Source organism: Pseudomonas reactans, assembly GCF_013387025.1.
Classification (GTDB): domain Bacteria; phylum Pseudomonadota; class Gammaproteobacteria; order Pseudomonadales; family Pseudomonadaceae; genus Aquipseudomonas; species Aquipseudomonas reactans.
The window spans coordinates 1-380 of the sequence record NZ_JACAQP010000189.1 but is presented as its reverse complement, the minus strand read 5'-3'; the positions used below and the strand labels follow the sequence as shown (position 1 = coordinate 380).

1 pseudogene is annotated in these 380 nt (G+C 54.2%); it reads right to left on the bottom strand.

Going from position 1 to position 380, the window contains the following annotated elements:
* A pseudogene (locus tag HX793_RS30930) lies at nt 1-380 on the bottom strand (hypothetical protein); the annotation flags it as partial.

The following is a 380-nucleotide window of genomic DNA, read 5'->3' as shown; positions in this document are numbered from 1 at the left end:
CGTTTCGCTTGCGACGCGCCTTTGGGCACCGAGGAAATGCAAGCCGAAGCTCTTTCCACAGTTCTGTCTCGTGCCTGGCATTGAAAAGTGACGTCCAGAACCCGAAGCTCAATTCAGAGACCAATCTGTCCGGTGTGCATGCATGTGATTTCGAGGTGATTTTGGCCTTTGCGGCGATGATCGTTTTATGCTCATCCGTGTTGAAGGTTGCTACCGCCTCCCACCAATCCGGGCGAGCATATTTTTTCTTCAACTGGCTATGGATGGCGTTCCGCAGCGCCACCTCAAGGACGTGCAGGCAAGGCATGATTGACTCGGCCAGCAACAGGTTGTGGATGTACGCCGTAGAAGCATCTGCGCCAGAAGGGTTGACCGAGTAC